The organism is Nocardioides sp. Root190, assembly GCF_001428565.1.
GTDB lineage: Bacteria > Actinomycetota > Actinomycetes > Propionibacteriales > Nocardioidaceae > Nocardioides.
Map to the genome: position 1 here is coordinate 21,912 of NZ_LMIA01000001.1, position 16,389 is coordinate 38,300.

The window sequence follows — 16,389 nt, forward strand, 5'->3', positions numbered from 1 at the left end:
CACCCGCACCTCGAAGGAGAACACCATGCTTCGCTCACTCTTCGCCGGCATCTCCGGCCTTCGCGTCAACCAGACGATGCTCGACGTCACCGGCAACAACATCGCCAACGCCAACACCACCGGCTTCAAGGCGAGCACCACCGTCTTCTCCGACACGCTCAGCCAGATGCTGACCGCGTCCTCGGGCGGCAACGCCGAGCGCGGCGGCACCAACCCGATCCAGATCGGGTTGGGTGTGCAGCTGGCGGCGACGTCGACCAACTTCGGCCAGGGCTCGGCGCAGCTGACCGGCCGCCCGACCGACGTGATGCTGCAGGGCGACGGCTTCTTCGTGATGCGTGACGGCGCGGAGAACGTCTACTCCCGCGCCGGTGCCTTCACCTTCGACCAGTCCGGCCTCCTCGTGGCGCCGAGCGGCATGCGGGTGCAGGGCTACGCCCTGGACGGCGCGGGCCTGCCGACGGGCGGCCTGACCGATGTCGACCTCACCATGATCAACGGCACCCTGCCGCCGGGCGTCGAGCTCACGTCGTACTCCATCGCCGCCGACGGCAAGGTCCGCGGCGTCTTCTCCGACGGCGTGCAGCGCGACGTCTGCCAGCTCGCCGTCGCGGACTTCACCAACCCGATGGGCCTGGAGAAGATCGGCGACACAGCCTTCCGCGAGTCCGCCAACTCCGGCCCGGTCCAGGTCGGCGTCGCCGGCGAGGGCCAGCGCGGCCAGATCATGGCCGGCGCGCTGGAGATGTCCAACGTCGACCTGTCCGCCGAGTTCACCAACCTGATCCTGGCCCAGCGCGGCTTCCAGGCGAGCTCGCGCGTCATCACGACCAGCGACCAGGTCCTCGAGGAGCTCGTCAACATCAAGCGCTGAATCACCGGAATTCTCAGGGCAGCGCCGTCCGGGCCGATGGAAGCGACGTAGTGCCACGGATGGCACTCGAGCTTCGAAACCACGCACACGGAGGTGCCGCGGTGATCTCGTTGACCCGACTCTCGGGGACCACGTTCCTGCTGAACGCGGATCTCGTCGAACGCGTGGACTGCACCCCTGACACCGTGGTGACCCTGGTGGACGGAACCAAGTACCTCGTCTCGGAATCCCTGGACGAGGTCCTCGCGGCCGTCGTCGACTACCGCGCGGCGATCGTCGCCCGCGCTGCCCTGCCGGACGCTGCGATGCTGCCGCCGGTTCGCGGAGGTGTGCGGTCCCCGCGGCTGAGCGCCGTGCCGTTGCCGGGCAGCGGTGGCACCGATCGACCCCGCGATCGTCATCAGGGAGGGCAGTCATGAAGGACTTCGCGAGCAGCATCGGCATCGGCGGCGCCCTCGGCGTCATCATGCTCGCCAACATCCTCGAGGGCGGCAGCCCGGCGAGCCTCTTCCTGATGCCTCCGCTGCTGCTGGTCTTCGGCGGCACGCTGCTGGTGAGCGTCGCCGGCGGGACGATGGCGGACGCGAAGAACGCCGTCACCTCGGTCAGGACCGCACTGTTCGGCAAGGTCGCCACCTCGGCGGACGTCGTACCCGTCGTCGTCGGCCTCTCGGACGCGGCCCGCCGCGAGGGCATGCTCGCCCTCGAGAGCCGCCTCGAGGGCATCGACGACCCGTTCCTGGTCAAGGGCGTCACGCTGGCCGTCGACGGGATCGACCCCGAGGAGCTGCGCGACATCATGGAGGCCGAGCTGCACGCCAAGCGCTCGACCGACAAGCACGCCGCGAAGTTCTTCACCGACGCCGGCGGCTACGCGCCGACCATCGGCATCGTCGGCACCGTGATGAGCCTGGTCCACGTCCTGGAGAACCTCGCCAAGCCGGACGAGCTCGGCCACATGATCGCCGCTGCCTTCCTCGCCACCCTCTGGGGCGTGCTGTCGGCCAACGTCCTCTGGCTGCCCATCGCGGCCCGGCTCAAGCGGCTCAGCGAGCTGGAGTGCACCCGGATGGAGATCGTCATCGAGGGCGTCGCGGCGATCCAGGCCGGCGCGAACCCCCGCGTCGTCGCCCAGAAGCTGCGCTCGCTGCTGCCTGCTGGCGAACAGGTCGACGAGGCTGCCTGATGTCCCATCGACCGAACCGCCGCAGGGGCGGACACGAGGAGGAGCACGAGAACCACGAGCGCTGGCTGGTGTCGTACGCCGACATGATCACCGTGCTGATGGCGCTGTTCATCGTGCTCTACGCCATGAGCCAGGTCGACGAGACGAAGTACGAACAGCTCAAGCAGGGCCTGGCCGTCGGCTTCGGCCGCGAGCAGTCCATCCTCAACGGCGCGACCCCCGCCACCAACGCCAAGGGCGTCGACGACCCGGGCGAGACCAGCCACCAGGTGATCATGTCGCAGGTGCCCGAGGGCCAGCGCGAGATGGTGCAGGCGATCGTCAACGAGACCGAGCGGCTGCGCCGCGAGCGGGCGTACGGCGACGCGAAGGTCGAGGTCGAGCGGCTGATCAAGGTGTGGCAGAAGATCGACCGGGCGTTGCGGCGCCAGGGCCTGCGCGACGACGTCCGGGCGACGATCGACGAGCGCGGGCTGGTCGTGAGCCTGGTCTCGGAGCACGTGGTGTTCGAGCCCAACGTCGCCGAGCTCACCACCCGGGGACGCCGGGTGGTCGACACCCTCGCACCTGTGCTCGGCGAGCTGGCCGAGCCCATCGAGCTCGACGGCCACACCAACCAGGAGAAGGTGAAGCCGAAGTACTACCCCACCGACTGGGAGCTCTCCGTGGCCCGCGCGGTGCACGTGCTGCGCCGCCTGGAGGAGATCCACGACATCCGCACCTCGCGACTGCGGGCAACCGGCTTCGGCCACACCAAGCCACTGATCGACCCGGCCCGCGCCGGCTCGCAGAAGATCAACAAGCGGGTCGACGTGATCGTGCTCAGCCAGACGCCAGGCGAGACCCGGGCCCTGATGGGTGAGGCCTACGACGAGCTGCGGCGCCAGGCCGGGCTCGACGACGACGAGCTGCCCGAGCTCGTCTCCAGCGACGACGACAGCGACCCCACCTCCGGCGCCAACGCGGCCGGACGACCCGACTCCCGAACGGAGGAGCTCCCGTGAGCACCACTCTCACCCCGAACGCACCCGCGGACGCCGCGGCCGCACCGGCTGGAGGTGGCCGGACCAAGCTGATCGGCATCCTCGTCCTGGTCATCGCCGTCGGCGCCGCCGGCTGGTACTTCTTCCTGCGCCCCACCCCCGAGAGCGCACCGAAGCCCGGTGAGGTGGTCAAGGTCGAGCCGATCCAGGTCAACCTCGCGGGTGGCCACTACCTGCGCCTGGGCATGGCGCTCCAGCTCACCGAGACGGCCCACGAGGTCGACGGCAGCAAGGCCCTCGATGCGGCGATCGGCGTGTTCAGCGGGATGGCCGTGGGCGAGATCAACAAGCCCGAGGCCCGCGAGGAGCTGCGCAAGGAGCTCGAGAAGGAGCTCGACCACCGCTACCACGGTGACGTGATGGCGGTGTACTTCACCGAGTTCGTCACCCAGTAGGGGGCGAACCCGCACCACAGATCACCCGGACCCGGGACCGTCCCCGGGACCCTCCATGACTCGTTGTGACCACGGGACCCTGACCGCCCGGCGTACCAGCGACCCCTCAGGTCGCCCGACGCCGCGACGATGTGGCATCCGTGACCCTCACACCGCAGCGGCCCCGACGCCGTGCGCGCACGGCCGAGCCCACGCCGTACGACTTCCGGCGCCCGATCCAGCTCAGTCGTGAGCACCAGCGCACCCTGCAGCTGGGCTTCGACGGCTTCGCCCGCCAGGCGACGACCGTCTTCACCAGCTCGCTGCGCACGGTCTGCACGGTGGCCCTGGTGGGCATCGAGCAACGCACCTATGCGGAGTACGTCGACAGCCTGGGCGTCTCGACGTACCTGACGCTGTTCTCCGCGGACCCCATGCCCGGCACAGGCGTGCTGGAGATCCCGCTCTTCGCGACGATGTCGTGCGTCGACCACATGCTCGGCGGTCCGGGGTCCGACGAGCAGCCGGACCGGCCGCTCACCGAGATCGAGGACGGCGTGATCCGCGGGCTGGTCGAGCGGCTGCTCGGCGAGATGAGGTACTCCCTCGAGGGGATCGTGGCGCTCGAGCCGACGGTCACCGGGGTCGAGTACAGCCCCCAGTTCGCGCAGGTCGCTGCGGCGGCCGACGTGATGGTCGTGGTCACCTTCGACCTCCGCATCGGGGAGCGCGGGCACCGGATGTCGGTCTGCCTGCCGTTCAGCGGACTGCTGCCGCACCTGACCAACGCCTCCGGCAGCGGCGCGGTCTCGGACCGCGAGCGCGCGCAGCGCGCCGAGTCGGCCACCCTGCTGCAGGCCCAGTTCAACCGGGTCCCGGTCGCGGTCGCCGTGCGCTTCCGTCCGATCAGCCTCGACCCTGCCGACCTCGCGGAGCTGCGTCCCGGGTCGGTCGTGCGGCTCACCCACCCGGCCTCGGCGCCGCTGGACGTGACCGTCGCCGGCACCACCTTCGCCCATGCCACGGCCGGCGCCCGCGGACAGCGTCTGGCCGCACTCATCGTCACCACGCCTGAGGAGAACTCATGACCGACGTCACCACCGCCCTCGCCGAGTCCGTCGCCGAGGCCGCTGCCGCGGTCCTCCCGGCCGTCACGCCGCTCGTCCTGGGCCCGGCCCAGCCCGGCTCGCCGCACGTGGCTGCCGCCTTCGCGGGCGGAGCGGTCGCCGACCTCGACGGCGGTGTCCCCGGTTGCGTGGTGGTCCTCGTCGGACGCGAGCTCGTCGATGCCCTGGCGAGCAGCCCGATGGGGGGCCTCGACGTCGCCGCTGCCGTACAGCCTGCCCTCGATGCCGCTGCCCTGCGCCTCGGCGCCCGGGCCCGCAGCGGGCGCACCCTGGACCTCGCGGCCGACGACTTCGACATCACCACCGTCCTCGCCGGCGGCTTCCAGACGGTGCCGCTCATCGGCACCGGGATCGCCGCCGCCGTCCTCGTCCCCGACCTGACCCTCGCGGGTGCCCGGGAGCCGATCACCGAGTCCAGCGCGACGGCACTGCCCGGGCTGCCCGGCGCCGCCGAGCAGCTGGCCGACCCCGTGGTGGACGAGCCGTTCGTGCCTGCCTTCGGCGTCGCGCCCGCGATCGTCCCGCAGCGCGGCCTCGAGCTGCTGCACGGCGTCGACATGGAGGTGACGGTCGAGCTCGGCCGCACCCGCATGACGGTGCGCGACCTGCTCGCCCTCACGCCGGGCGCCGTCCTCGAGCTGGACCGCGCCGCAGGCAGCCCGGCCGACCTGCTCGTCAACGGCCGACTCGTCGCCCGTGGCGAGGTCGTCGTCGTGGACGAGGACTTCGGACTGCGCGTCACCGAGATCCTCGACGCCACCGCGTCCGTCTGAGCTCCGATGATCGCCCTGACCTCCGATCCGAGCATCGGCGACCTGGCCTTCCGGCTCTTCGGATCGCTGATCGTCGTCGTCGGTCTGATGCTCCTGATCGCCCGCGGGGTGAACCGCAGGTTCAAGGCGCCGGCCGGTGCGACCGTCCAGGTCGTCCACCGCCAGGCCCTCGGCCGCGGTCAGGGCGTGGCCGTGGTCTCGGTGGGCACACGGGTGCTGGTGCTGGGGACGACCGAGCACCAGATCACCCTGCTGGCCGAGGTCGAGCCCGAGGAGGTCGGCATCGACGTCTTCGCGGAGGAGGACGTCGAGGACCTCGGCGAGCTCGATGATGACGTGGAGCACGACGACGACACCGACGGCCGTCCCGGCGGCCGTACCGGCGCCGAGACCGTTCGGCCCCGCATCCCGACGGCGCTGCGCACCATGCCGACGATGCCCTCCGGCCCGCTCACGGGCTCGGTGCTGTCCCCGCAGACCTGGAAGCAGACCCTCGCCGCCGTCACCGGGAAGCGTGCCTCGTGATCCTGCGCCACCACCTCGTGCTCGCCGTCCACGGCGTCCTCGAACCGGTCGGCCCCAACGGGCCGGGCGGTCCCGACGGCGGCGGGAGCGTGCAGATCGACCTCGGCGGACTGACCGACAAGCCCAGCCAGAGCCTGGTCGTCTTCCTCGCCCTGACGCTGCTCAGCCTGCTGCCCGCGATCGTGCTGACCTGCACGAGCTTCACCAAGATCCTCGTGGTGCTGGGCCTGACCCGCAACGCGCTCGGCCTCCAGCAGACCCCGAACAACCAGGTCCTCGCCGGTCTGGCGCTGTTCCTGAGCCTGTTCATCATGGCTCCGGTCCTGGGCCAGATCAACGACGACGGGGTGCAGCCCTACCTGGACGGTGACAAGAAGACGGCCGAGGCGTTCCACGACGGCATGGAGCCGCTGCGCGCCTTCATGCTCGACAACACCGACGACGAGGAGCTGATGCTCCTCACCAGCGTCGCGGACCGCGAGCTCCCCGAGAACCGTGACGAGGTGTCGACCGCGACCCTGATCCCGGCATTCGTCCTCTCCGAGCTCAAGGACGCCTTCATCATCGGGTTCATCATCTTCATCCCGTTCCTGGTCATCGACATCGTCGTGAGCGGGGCGCTGATGAGTCTCGGCATGATGATGATGCCACCGGTGATGGTGTCGCTGCCGTTCAAGCTGTTGCTCTTCGTGATGGTCGACGGGTGGGCGCTGATCATCAAGTCGCTCGTCGCGTCGTACGGGACGGGTTGAGGCCATGACCGACACCGCGATCATCGAGATCGCCCTCAAGACCATGCTGGTGGCGCTCAAGCTGTCCGCGCCGATCCTGGCGACCTCGCTCGTGATCGGCTTCGCGATCTCGCTGTTCCAGTCGATGACGCAGATCCAGGAGTTCACGCTGTCGTTCGTGCCCAAGCTCGTCGGCGTCGGCGTGGCCCTGCTGTTCTCCGGCAACTGGATGCTGCACACGCTGATGGCCTTCACGGCCGAGCTGTTCGCCATCCTGCCCGAGCTGCTCGTCTGACGCGGGCCCGGCCGTGACCCTCACCGTCAACGGTGCCGAGCTGATGGCGCTGCTGCTCGCCTCCGTGCGCGTGGTGGCGTGGCTCGCCGTCGTACCCCCCTTCTCCTCGCGGGGCATCCCCGCGATGGCGAAGCTGGTGATGGCGATCGGCCTGTCCCTGTCGATGGCGCCGACGCTGGCCGGCCAGGACCTCCCGAGCACGACGCCGGGCCTCCTCATGGCCACCGGCGCCCAGGCGCTGATCGGGGTGGCGATGGGCTACGTGACGATGCTGCTGTTCGCCGCGATCGGCGCCGCCGGCGCACTCATCGACCTGTTCGGCGGGTTCGCGCTCGCCGCCGCGTGGGACCCGCTCGGCATGAACATGAACACCGTCTTCGGCCGCTTCCACCAGATGCTCGCCACCGTGCTGCTCGTCGTCTCCGGCGGGCACCTGCTGGTGATCGGCGGCCTGCTCAGCACCTTCCGCTACCTGCCGCTGACCGGGGTGCCGGACGTCGCGAGCTGGGAGAGCGTCCTGGTCACCGGGTTCTCGATGTTCTTCACGATCGCGGTCCAGATGGCGCTGCCGATGATCGCGGTGCTGTTCGTCGCCGACCTCGCGCTCGCGCTCCTCACCAAGGTGGCCCCGCAGCTCAACGCCCTCAACGTCATGTTCCCGGCCAAGGTCGGGCTCACCCTGCTGCTGCTCGGCATGTCGTTCCCGATGCTGCCCGCCGCGGTCGACAAGCTCGTCGGTCTCGCGAACGAGGCGATGGCGGCGATGGCGGGCGCTGGATGAGGCCGGTCTCGACGCGGGAGGTGAGCCGGTGAGCGACCAGGAGAAGACCGAGAAACCCACCCCACAGCGCAAGAAGAAGGCCCGCAAGGACGGCCAGGTCCCGCGGACCCCCGAGCTCGGCGGCTGGATGGGCCTGTTCGTGGTCACCCTCGCGATGGGGCCGCTCCTCGACCGCGAGCTCAACGCCCTGCGCTCCATGATGGGCGTGCACCTGCGCGCCGCGGAGCGTCCCTCCATCGCGCTCGCGATGACCCTGCTCGGCGACGCTGCGCAACACGTGCTCGTCACCCTGGTGCTCCTCGGCTCGATGGTGATGGTGATCGGCGTGATGTCGGCCCTCGCCCAGGGCGGCTTCTACCTCTCCCCCAAGCTCGCCAAGCCCGACCCCAAGAAGCTCGACCCCTGGAAGGGCGCCAAGCGCCTCCTCGGCCCGCACGCCCTGTGGGAGGGCGTGAAGGTGCTGGCGAAGAGCTCCGTCGTGGCGTTCCTCGCGTGGGGTGCGATCCGCGCCATGATGCCGCTGGTCGGCGGCCTGCTGCCGATCGAGACCGTGCTCGTCAAGGTCGGCGACGAGGTGTCCAAGCTCGTGCTGTCCGTCGCCGTCGCCGGCCTGGTGATGGCGGTCGCCGACTACGCGATGATGCGCCGCCGGATCGGCAAGCAGATCCGGATGAGCCACAGCGAGATCAAGCAGGAGCACAAGCAGGCCGAGGGCGACCCGATGCTCAAGGGCGCGATCCGCAGCCGCCAGCTGGCCGCCGCGCGCAACCGGATGATCGCCGACGTCAGCACCGCCGACGTCCTGCTCGTCAACCCGACCCACGTGGCCGTCGCACTGCGCTACGACCCCGAACGCGGCGCTCCCCGTGTCGTCGCCCGGGGAGCCGGCGCGATCGCCGCCAAGATCCGCGAACGGGCCGCCGAGGAGCGGATCCCCCTCGTGCGCGACGTCCCCCTCGCCCGTGCCGTCTACCGGCACTGCGAGGTCGGCCAGGAGATCCCGCGCGAGCTGTGGGCCGCCGTGGCCCAGGTGCTGGCCTTCGTGCTGAGTCGCCGCAACGCCGGCCAGTACGGCGGGGAGCACCGCACGCCCCGTCGTACCGACGAGCTGCCGGAGGTGCTGGACCGGGCTCGGCGGCGGCGGGTGGCCGGTGCATGAATCCCTCAACCGCGACCCCGCGCCGCCGATGGGCCCTTCGGCGACAGGACGGCGCCACCCTCAGTGCCACGGACGGCGCTCGCCCCGTGAGAGGCAGATCCGCCGCATGCCCGTGAAGTCGCTGACCAAGCTCGGTGTCCCCCTGGGCATCGTGATGATCGTCGTGATGCTCGTGGTGCCGTTGCCCGCGATGCTGCTGGACCTGCTCATCGCCCTCAACATCACCGGCGCGCTGCTGGTCCTGATGGTGGCGATGTTCATCCACAAGCCGCTCGAGTTCGCCGCCTTCCCCTCGGTGATCCTGGTGATGACGCTGTTCCGGCTCGCCCTCAACGTGAGCGCCACCCGGCTGGTCCTGCTCGACGGGTACGCCGGCAAGGTGATCGACACGTTCGGCCACTTCGTCGTCGGCGGATCCCTGATCGTCGGCCTGATCGTGTTCTCGATCCTGCTCGTCATCCAGTTCGTCGTCATCACCAATGGCGCAGGCCGGGTCGCCGAGGTCGGTGCCCGCTTCACGCTCGACGCGATGCCCGGCAAGCAGATGGCCATCGATGCCGATCTGAACTCGGGCCTCATCGACGAGGAGCAGGCCCGCCGCCGCCGCGCCGAGGTGCACGCCGAGGCCGACTTCCACGGGGCGATGGACGGTGCGTCGAAGTTCGTGAAGGGCGACGCGATCGCCGCGATCGTGATCACCCTGGTCAACCTGCTGGGCGGGTTCGCGATCGGTGTCGCGCAGTACGGCATGCCGTTCGGCGAGGCCATCGAGACCTACTCCCTCCTCTCCATCGGCGATGGCCTCGTGTCGCAGATCCCGGCACTGCTGCTGTCGGTGGCGACCGGCCTGATCGTGACCCGTTCGGTGGCCGACTCCGACATGGGCTCCGACATCGTCGGACAGCTCTTCGCGCGCAAGATGCCGCTGCGCGTCGCCGGGTTCGGCGCGCTGGCGCTGTGCATCATCCCCGGTCTGCCGAAGCTGCCGTTCCTCATCGCCGGCGGCATCATGCTGATCGCTGCGAGCAGGATCGAGGAGGAACCCGGGGAGAGCGCCAGCGAACCCGGAGGAGCGAGCGCCGAGCTGGTCGTGTCCCCCGACTCACCCGAGGCACTGGCCGCGGAGATACGCGTCGATCCGCTGGGACTCGAGCTGTCGGCCGATCTCATCGACCTGGTCGACACCCGCACCGGCGGCGACCTGCTGGACCGCGTGAAGGCGTTGCGTCGCAAGGTCGCGGGCGAGCTCGGGATCGTGATCCCGCCCGTGCGTACCCGCGACAACCTCGAGCTCCCCGCGAGCACCTATGCGATCACGTTGTACGGCGCGGAGGTCGCCCGCGGCGAGGCCCCGCGCGGCACCGTGCTGGCGATCGGTGACTTCCTCGGCTCGTTGCCGGGCACGCCCACGCAGGAGCCGGTGTTCGGGCTCGAGGCGAAGTGGATCCCGGCCGAGCTGCGCCACCAGGCAGAGATCGGCGGCGCGACCGTCGTCGACCGCGCGTCGGTGGTGACCACCCACCTGTCCGAGGTCGTCCACCAGCACGCGAGCCGCCTGCTCGGGCGCGAGGACGTCCGTCTGCTCACCGACATGGTGAAGAGGTCCCACCCGGTCGTGATCGAGGAGCTCACCCCCACGCTGCTGCCGCTCGGCGAGGTGCAGCGGGTGCTGCGGGCGCTGCTCGACGAGCGGATCCCGATCCGCGACCTGGTCAGCATCTTCGAGGCCCTCTCGGTGCGCGCCGGCTCCTCGAAGGACCTGGACGGCCTGGTCGATGCCGCTCGGACCGCTCTCGAGCCCTCGCTCGCCGCGCCGTACGTCACCGACGGGGCGCTGCACGCGATCAGCCTCGACCCGACGCTGGAGCAGCAGATGCTCGAAGGCCTGCGCCCGACCGAGCAGGGTGCGGTGATCGTGCTCGGGCCGGACGTCGCCCAGAACCTCCTGGTCGGTCTTGCCCAGGCAGCCCAGACCGCTGAGAACTCCGGCGTCCGTCCGGTGCTGGTGTGCGCTCCCCAGATCCGGGCGGCGGTACGCCGTCTGGTCGGCCCAGCCGTCGAACGCCTGCCCGTGCTGGCCTACTCCGAGCTGGGCGCGGCCCGGCAGGTCCGCTCGGTCGCCGTCGTCGGCGCCGGTGGCGTCCACCACGCCCTCACCGCTGCAGGTGCCTCGTGAGCCGCCGCCCCGCACCGGAGACGCCGGCCCTGATCGACGTACGAGTCCTGGTGGTGGCCGCCCTGCTGGTGACGCCGGCGGCGTGGCAGGCGAGCCAGGGCCTGCTCTCGGTCGACCAGGTGCTGACCCGCTACCTGTTCGTCGCGCTCGGCTGCACCGTGGTGCTGGCGTTCGTGCGCACGGTGTGGCCGGTGCTCGCCGGTGAGCGGAACGCGACGTCGGCCTCGGCGTCGGCGGAGGTCGCTCCCGGCCAGGACCAGGTCGACCCCGGGGTCAGCCAACGGCAGGAATGACCCATTCCAGGGTGGTTCCATGACCGAGCTCGGAGTCGACCGAGACGTGACCGCCCAGGTCGGCGGCCCGTGCGCTGATGTTGCCGGTGCCGTGGCCCTCGAGGATCGCGGCCTTGTCGAAGCCGATGCCGTCGTCACTGACGCGCACCCGGAACCATGCCGAGGAGGCTGTCAGCTCGACGGACACCGACGACGCCTTGGCGTGCCGGGCGACATTGGACAGGGCCTCACGCAGGGTCATCAGGACGTGACTGCCGGCCTCGGGCACGAGGGCGCGATCGACCGGTCCGGTGATCCGCAGCATCGGCCGGAAGCCGAGCAGGGCGGTGTACTCGCCCAACAGGTCACGCACCTCGTCGAGCAACGGACGACCCGAACCGGTGCCGAGCTCGAAGATCGCGGCGCGCAGTTCCTTGATCGCGACGTCGAGATCAGCGACAGCGCCGTCGACCCGGTCCCGCATGTCGGCGACGTCGAGGCTGCGGGCTCCCTGGAGCTGCATGCCGGTCGCGAAGAGTCGCTGGATGACGAGGTCGTGGAGGTCGCGGGCGATCCGGTCGCGATCCTTGGCGACGAGCAGCTGCGACCGGTCGCGCAGTGCCTGCTCGCGGTCGAGGATCAGCCCGACCTGCACCGCGGTGACGGCGACGAGCTCGAGCATGATCCCCCGCAGCGAGGGCGTCTCGTCGGCGCGGTCGACGATGATCACGCCGGACCCGGCGAGGCGGGTGACGACGGGCACGATCAGCGTCGCACGGCCCGGGCCGACCGGGAGACGTTGGGGAACGCGCGAGGTGTCGACCTCGCGGATCTCGGAGGCGAGGAGCTCGACCAGCGCGGGAGCGGCCTCGCCGTCGCCGGCGACCTGCCGGATCTCGAGCTGCTCGTCGTCGCGGCGGACGTAGGCCACCAACGAGGCACCGCAGAGCTCCCGCAGCGAGACGACGAGCTCGTCGAGGGCTTCCTGCACGCGCAGCGTCCCGGACACGTCACTGCCGACCTCGGCGGTGCTCGCCACCCAGCGACGGCGCCACTCGACCTGCTCGAAGGCGCGGGCGTTGTCGATCATGACGCCGGCCGCGCGAGCCAGCGCCTCGACGAGCGCCTGGTCGGTCGCGGTGAACCGCGCGCCGCCGCTCTTGTTGCCGAGGTAGAGGTGACCGAAGGCCTGCTCGCCCACCATCACCGGGGCGCCGAGGAAGCTGTCGATGTCGGGGTGCGTGGCAGGGAAGGCGCCGGTGGAGACCGGGTGGTCCGCCACGTGGTCGACCCGGATCGCGCGCCGCTCGCGGGGCACGAGACCGAGCAGGCCGTGGCCCTCGGGCATCTTGCCGATCTTGTCGAACTGCCCGGCGACGGCGCCGTTGGGGACCAGGTCGGTGAACTCACCGTTGTCGTCGACGATCCCCAGGACGCCGTACTCGGCGTCGGTGAGGCGGCACGAGGCCTCGACGATGCGCGTCAGCACGCCGCGCAGGTCGAGGTCCGACCCGATCGCGACGATCGCGTCGAGCAGTGCGCGTGCCTCCGGCGGCAGTTCGAGATCCATCAGGCGTCGATCCCCTCCCAAAGCGATCGCTGACGTCACAGGTTATCCCTTTCGGCCCTCCCGGCGCACTCGTCACGCACCGACGAACACCGAACCATTCGGCACCGGGACCTCGGTCCTGAGTGGTCCCGGTCAGGTGTCCTCACATGTGAGGACAGCTGGGCGCCGAACCAGGGACCCCGGCCACCAACAGCCGCCTCACCGCCAGACCAAGGCAGGACCCACCCACGCCAACCGCGGCGCGGCAGCGCGGCGAGAGCCGCCGCCGGCAGCTTGCTGCCCGCACTGCGGCGAAGCCGCGCTCGCGCAATGATCAGAACATCTTGCGCAGCTGGTAGTTCCCGCTCGTCCGCGCGACGACCACGCCGGCCTCGTCGGTCACCTCGGTCTCGAGGACGAAGTCGGACTTGCCGCGCTCGGCGGTCTCGGCGAGCACCCGGGCGATGGTGTCCTCGTCGAGGGTGGCGCGCGCGACCACGGCGGAGGTCGCAGGGCGCAGGAAGTCGATGGTGACCTGCTTGACCAGCGGCACCGCGCCCTCGAGCACGAGCGAGGTGCTGGCATAGACGCCGCCGAGGACCTCGGCGACCGAGAACAGGCTGCCGGCGTACGTCGAGCCGAAGTGGTTGCTGTTCGGACCCGCCGGGATCCGCGCCGCGACGGTCGTCCGCCCGGCCTCGACGATCTCGAGCTCCATCGCCGCGAAGATCGGGATCATCTGGCGGACGTGGGCAGTCAGGTCCTCAGGTGTGGTCACGGGGCCAACCTACTCAGCGCCGGCCCCGCGTGGATCAGGCGACGTCGTACGTCGCGGCGCCGAGCCTGGGGTGCGCGGAGCCCTCGAGCAGCACCTTCGTGACGAGCTCGATGTCGTCGACCATGGGGACGTGGCCGCACTTGGGCAGCGTGATGTGGGTGGCGTGCGGCAGCGCCGTACGGGCCCGCTTGGCCTGGTAGGGCAGGAGGACCAGGTCACGGCTGCCCCAGGCGACGGTGACCGGCACGGAGCGGTCGATGTCCCGGTCGAACGGCTCGCCGCCCTCGATGATCGTGCGGAGTGCGGGCTTGGCGGCGACGAGGCCGCGCAGGTCGCCGAGGGCGAGCTCGGGGTCGAGCCGGCTGCCGTGGGTCATCAGCAGGCCCATCGCCGCGGCCCGGCCGGCGCGCGAGCGGAGCAGGGCGGGCGCGACCGGCTGCGCGAGGGTGGCGGCGCCGGTGAGGGCGACGAAGACGGCGCGGATGTAGGCGAACTCGAGCCCGTCGTTCCAGAAGCCGGCGGGGGCCAGGGTGGTGGCGCTGCTGACGAGCTCGTCGGCGGCGGCCTCCAGCGCGATCCGGCCGCCGAGCGAGTTGCCGGCGATGTGGGGGCGGACGAGGTCCTGCTCGGCGAAGAAGTCCTCGAGGACAGTGCGGAGCTGGTCCTTGACCGATCGACCGTCGGACACCAGGGCAGGGGACTCGCCGTGGCCGGGGAGGTCGAACAGGATGACCTCGCGGTGCTCGGCGAGGCGGTCGACGACGGGGTACCACGCCTGCCGACGGTGGCCGATCCCGTGGACGAGGACCAGCGGTTCTCCGGAACCGATCCGTTCGTGGGCGAGCATGGCGTGTCCTCGATTCCGCGCACCGACGCTGGTGCGACTTACGTGCAACTGGTAGTTGCGCATACCGACAGTAGGTCGAGTGCTAGCTGAGCGCAAGCACCTGTCCGGACAGAAATTCCGGGTCCGGACGGACCTCCCGGTGAGTGGGATCGACGACCGGCCCGTCGAGGCCGCGCTCCTAGCGTGACGCGCAACACACCTCCGGCGATCTCGTGGCGTCCGGACGAACCCCAATCTGGAGGATTCAGTGAGGAACCGCATCACCACACGGACCCGGGTCGCGACCGCGCTCCTGGCAACCACGTTGCTGGCGGCCGGCTGCGCCGGCTCGAGCGACGGCGACGGCGATGAGTCGTCGGGCGACTCGTCGCTGGGCAAGGAGGAGATCTACGCCGCCGGTGTGGTCGGCACCTCCGAGGACGAGGGCGACCCGAAGACGGGCGGCACGTTGACCCTCGCCGACTACTCCGAGGCCCGCAGCCTCGACCCGACCAAGACCATCCCGAACGGCGCCGCCGGCGGCAACGCCCTGGCCGCCGTCTACGACGTCCTCATGCGCTACGACCAGCCGTCCAACGCATTCGAGCCGTGGCTGGCCAAGTCCCTCACCACCGAGGACAACATCACCTGGACCCTCGAGCTGCGCGAGGGCGTGAGCTTCTCCGACGGCACGCCGCTGGACGCCAACGCGGTCGTCGGCAGCATCGGCTACTACATGCAGAGCGCCGGCTACAACACGCTCCTGCTCGCCACGAACATCAAGGACATGCGGCCCGAGGGCGCGACCAAGGTCGTCTTCACGCTCAACCAGGCCTGGATCACGTTCCCGAACATGCTGGCCAGCGGGCCGGGCATGATCATGGCGCCGGCGTCGTACAAGGGCGGGGCCGAGAAGTTCACGCCCATCGGCGCGGGGCCCTTCGTGCTCGACGAGTACAAGCCGGCCGAGGAGCTGCTGCTCAACGCCAACCCGGACTACTGGAACGGCAAGCCGCACCTCGACGCCGTGCGCTTCGTGTGGCTCGGCAGCGACGCGGACCGGCTCTCCTCGCTGGCCGACGGCACCGTCGACGTCACCAACATCCGCGCGCCCCAGACCCTGGAGAAGGCACGCAAGGACGGCTTCGCGGGCATCATGGCGCCGAGCGGGCTGGGCGGCCTGTACTGGCTGAACAACCGCGAGGGCCGCGCGGGATCCGACGTCCGGGTGCGGCAGGCGATCAACTACGCGATCGACCCCACCGTCGTCGCCGAGCGCGTCAACGGCGGAGCAGGCCTGCCCGGCCGCAACATCTACTCCCCCAGCGCGCCGTACTTCGCCGACATCACCACCGCCGACTTCGACGTCGCCAAGGCGAAGTCGCTGCTCGAGGAGGCCAAGGCCGACGGGTACGACGGCAAGCTGACCTACATCGGCCAGTCCGACCAGGCCTCGCAGACCCAGGCCGTCACCGTCGAGGCCATGCTCGAGGCCGTCGGCTTCGAGGTCGAGACCGACCTGCTGCGCAACATCGCCGACCAGACCCAGCGGATCTACGTCACCCACGACTACGACCTCGCCGTGTCCGCGATGAGCGTCCCCGACGAGGACCCGTACTCGCGCCTGTCCACCAACCTCAACAGCCAGTCGCCGCAGAACCCGTCGGGCTACTCGAACGCCGACATGGACGCCCTGATCGCCAAGCTGCAGGGGGCCTCCGGTGACGAGGCCACCGACCTGCTGACTCAGATCAACGAGCTGTGGCAGGAGACCGTCCCCGGTGTCGCCATGGGTGCCGGCGCGTTCTTCATGCCGTGGAACGAGGACGTCCACGGGATCACCTCGACCTCCGAGACCCTGCTCCTCCTCGGTGGCGCCTGGAAGGGCTGATCCTCCCGGAACAGCGCTTCGTGCACGGT

At 70.4% G+C, this 16,389-nt stretch carries 18 protein-coding genes; 15 read left to right on the forward strand and 3 right to left on the reverse strand.

Annotated features, from left to right (window positions below; all coding sequences use genetic code 11):
* Positions 1–25: 25 nt before the first annotated feature.
* The 14 genes from ASE01_RS00145 (at position 26) to ASE01_RS00210 (ending at position 11,337) form a co-directional block, all read left to right on the forward strand.
* Positions 26–874, forward strand: coding sequence for a flagellar hook protein FlgE (locus ASE01_RS00145; protein ID WP_056747584.1), 849 nt, complete (start codon positions 26–28; stop codon positions 872–874).
* 101 nt (positions 875–975) lie between these two features.
* On the forward strand, positions 976–1,293 hold the full coding sequence (locus tag ASE01_RS00150) for a flagellar FlbD family protein (RefSeq protein ID WP_082605759.1): 318 nt from the start codon (positions 976–978) through the stop codon (positions 1,291–1,293).
* Entirely contained in the window at positions 1,290–2,060 is a 771-nt protein-coding gene (locus ASE01_RS00155; protein WP_056747586.1) for a motility protein A, read from the forward strand. The genes ASE01_RS00150 and ASE01_RS00155 overlap by 4 nt, the downstream gene beginning before the upstream one ends.
* Positions 2,060–3,064: a flagellar motor protein MotB gene (locus tag ASE01_RS00160; protein WP_056747588.1), complete on the forward strand. Its 1,005-nt coding sequence runs from the start codon at positions 2,060–2,062 to the stop codon at positions 3,062–3,064. The genes ASE01_RS00155 and ASE01_RS00160 overlap by 1 nt, the downstream gene beginning before the upstream one ends.
* Positions 3,061–3,498 (forward strand): flagellar basal body-associated protein FliL, encoded by a 438-nt coding sequence (gene fliL / locus ASE01_RS00165; protein ID WP_056747589.1) that lies wholly within the window; start codon positions 3,061–3,063, stop codon positions 3,496–3,498. The genes ASE01_RS00160 and fliL overlap by 4 nt, the downstream gene beginning before the upstream one ends.
* Before the next feature lie 140 nt (positions 3,499–3,638).
* Positions 3,639–4,565, forward strand: a complete 927-nt coding sequence (locus ASE01_RS00170) for a flagellar motor switch protein FliM (RefSeq protein WP_235535812.1) — start codon at positions 3,639–3,641, stop codon at positions 4,563–4,565.
* The gene (fliN, locus tag ASE01_RS00175) at positions 4,562–5,377 is read left to right on the forward strand and encodes a flagellar motor switch protein FliN (protein WP_056747593.1); all 816 of its coding nucleotides are present in this window, start codon (positions 4,562–4,564) and stop codon (positions 5,375–5,377) included. Before ASE01_RS00170 ends, fliN begins: the two co-directional genes overlap by 4 nt.
* A 6-nt stretch (positions 5,378–5,383) precedes the next feature.
* The gene (locus ASE01_RS00180) at positions 5,384–5,902 is read left to right on the forward strand and encodes a FliO/MopB family protein (RefSeq protein WP_056747594.1); all 519 of its coding nucleotides are present in this window, start codon (positions 5,384–5,386) and stop codon (positions 5,900–5,902) included.
* The gene (fliP, locus tag ASE01_RS00185) at positions 5,899–6,654 is read left to right on the forward strand and encodes a flagellar type III secretion system pore protein FliP (RefSeq protein WP_056747596.1); all 756 of its coding nucleotides are present in this window, start codon (positions 5,899–5,901) and stop codon (positions 6,652–6,654) included. Before ASE01_RS00180 ends, fliP begins: the two co-directional genes overlap by 4 nt.
* Before the next feature lie 4 nt (positions 6,655–6,658).
* On the forward strand, positions 6,659–6,928 hold the full coding sequence (locus ASE01_RS00190) for a flagellar biosynthetic protein FliQ (RefSeq protein WP_056747598.1): 270 nt from the start codon (positions 6,659–6,661) through the stop codon (positions 6,926–6,928).
* Positions 6,929–6,941: 13 nt separating this feature from the next.
* Positions 6,942–7,709 carry a flagellar biosynthetic protein FliR gene (locus ASE01_RS00195; RefSeq protein WP_056747601.1) on the forward strand — a complete coding sequence of 256 codons (768 nt, stop codon included), beginning with the start codon at positions 6,942–6,944 and terminating at the stop codon, positions 7,707–7,709.
* Positions 7,710–7,737: 28 nt separating this feature from the next.
* Positions 7,738–8,868: a flagellar biosynthesis protein FlhB gene (locus tag ASE01_RS00200; protein ID WP_056747603.1), complete on the forward strand. Its 1,131-nt coding sequence runs from the start codon at positions 7,738–7,740 to the stop codon at positions 8,866–8,868.
* Positions 8,869–8,974: 106 nt separating this feature from the next.
* Positions 8,975–11,044 carry a flagellar biosynthesis protein FlhA gene (gene flhA, locus ASE01_RS00205; RefSeq protein WP_056747605.1) on the forward strand — a complete coding sequence of 690 codons (2,070 nt, stop codon included), beginning with the start codon at positions 8,975–8,977 and terminating at the stop codon, positions 11,042–11,044.
* A complete protein-coding gene (locus ASE01_RS00210) occupies positions 11,041–11,337 on the forward strand; it encodes a hypothetical protein (protein WP_056747607.1) in 297 nt (98 codons plus the stop codon). The genes flhA and ASE01_RS00210 overlap by 4 nt, the downstream gene beginning before the upstream one ends.
* Here ASE01_RS00210 and ASE01_RS00215 read toward each other — a convergent pair.
* The 3 genes from ASE01_RS00215 to ASE01_RS00225 form a co-directional block, all read right to left on the reverse strand.
* Positions 11,318–12,886, reverse strand: a complete 1,569-nt coding sequence (locus ASE01_RS00215; RefSeq protein ID WP_056747609.1) for a GAF domain-containing sensor histidine kinase — start codon at positions 12,884–12,886, stop codon at positions 11,318–11,320. The two genes, ASE01_RS00210 and ASE01_RS00215, sit on opposite strands and share 20 nt — an antisense overlap.
* A gap of 313 nt (positions 12,887–13,199) precedes the next feature.
* Complete coding sequence (locus tag ASE01_RS00220; protein WP_157537007.1) at positions 13,200–13,643, reverse strand: PaaI family thioesterase; 444 nt, start codon at positions 13,641–13,643, stop codon at positions 13,200–13,202.
* A gap of 34 nt (positions 13,644–13,677) precedes the next feature.
* On the reverse strand, positions 13,678–14,490 hold the full coding sequence (locus ASE01_RS00225; protein WP_056747611.1) for an alpha/beta fold hydrolase: 813 nt from the start codon (positions 14,488–14,490) through the stop codon (positions 13,678–13,680).
* Between the two features lie 247 nt (positions 14,491–14,737).
* Between ASE01_RS00225 and ASE01_RS00230 the strand changes: the two genes are divergently transcribed.
* A complete protein-coding gene (locus tag ASE01_RS00230; RefSeq protein WP_056747612.1) occupies positions 14,738–16,360 on the forward strand; it encodes an ABC transporter substrate-binding protein in 1,623 nt (540 codons plus the stop codon).
* The last annotated feature ends 29 nt before the right edge of the window (positions 16,361–16,389 follow it).

Coding starts and splice junctions, on each gene's coding strand:
- fliN (WP_056747593.1), top strand. CDS start 4,562: ATGACCGACGTCACCACCGCCCTCGCCGAGTCCGTCGCCGAGGCCGCT.
- ASE01_RS00215 (WP_056747609.1), bottom strand. CDS start 12,886: ATGGATCTCGAACTGCCGCCGGAGGCACGCGCACTGCTCGACGCGATC.
- flhA (WP_056747605.1), top strand. CDS start 8,975: ATGCCCGTGAAGTCGCTGACCAAGCTCGGTGTCCCCCTGGGCATCGTG.
- ASE01_RS00190 (WP_056747598.1), top strand. CDS start 6,659: ATGACCGACACCGCGATCATCGAGATCGCCCTCAAGACCATGCTGGTG.
- ASE01_RS00145 (WP_056747584.1), top strand. CDS start 26: ATGCTTCGCTCACTCTTCGCCGGCATCTCCGGCCTTCGCGTCAACCAG.
- ASE01_RS00160 (WP_056747588.1), top strand. CDS start 2,060: ATGTCCCATCGACCGAACCGCCGCAGGGGCGGACACGAGGAGGAGCAC.
- ASE01_RS00180 (WP_056747594.1), top strand. CDS start 5,384: ATGATCGCCCTGACCTCCGATCCGAGCATCGGCGACCTGGCCTTCCGG.
- ASE01_RS00225 (WP_056747611.1), bottom strand. CDS start 14,490: ATGCTCGCCCACGAACGGATCGGTTCCGGAGAACCGCTGGTCCTCGTC.
- ASE01_RS00155 (WP_056747586.1), top strand. CDS start 1,290: ATGAAGGACTTCGCGAGCAGCATCGGCATCGGCGGCGCCCTCGGCGTC.